1 protein-coding gene is annotated in these 400 nt (G+C 62.5%); it reads left to right on the top strand.

Annotation, left to right across the window (positions count from 1 at the left end):
- Positions 1-400, top strand: a 400-nt coding sequence (locus J4G14_13510; GenBank protein MCE2458807.1) for a class I SAM-dependent methyltransferase, incomplete at both ends; no start/stop codon positions are given.

Genomic DNA, 400 nt, shown 5'->3' with positions numbered 1-400 from the left:
CGCGCTGGCTGGCGAGCCTCGGTTACGAGGCCCATCTGATCGATCCGGTTTCCAAGCACCTGGAGCAGGCCCGCGAGGCATCGGCATCGCAACCGGACCATCCGCTGGCGAGTGTGTCCGAGGGCGACGCTCGCTCGCTGAGTTGGCACGATGAGAGCGTCGATCTTGTCCTGCTCATGGGCCCGCTGTACCACCTGCTCGCCAGGGAGGACCGGTTGGCCGCGCTGAGCGAGGCACGTCGTGTGCTGAGGAACGGGGGTATATTGATTGCCACTGGAGTCAACCGATACGCCTCACTGATGGACGGTCTCATGGATGGATACATCGACGATCCTGACTTCATGACCATTCTGTACCGCGACTTATCAGACGGTCGGCACCTGCCGAACTCGCACGCCCA

This window comes from Dehalococcoidia bacterium (genome assembly GCA_021295915.1).
In the GTDB taxonomy this organism is placed as follows: Bacteria; Chloroflexota; Dehalococcoidia; order Lucifugimonadales; family UBA1123; genus VXRN01.
Note: the sequence above shows the minus strand (reverse complement) of the source record. Positions and strands in the feature narration are given on the sequence as shown.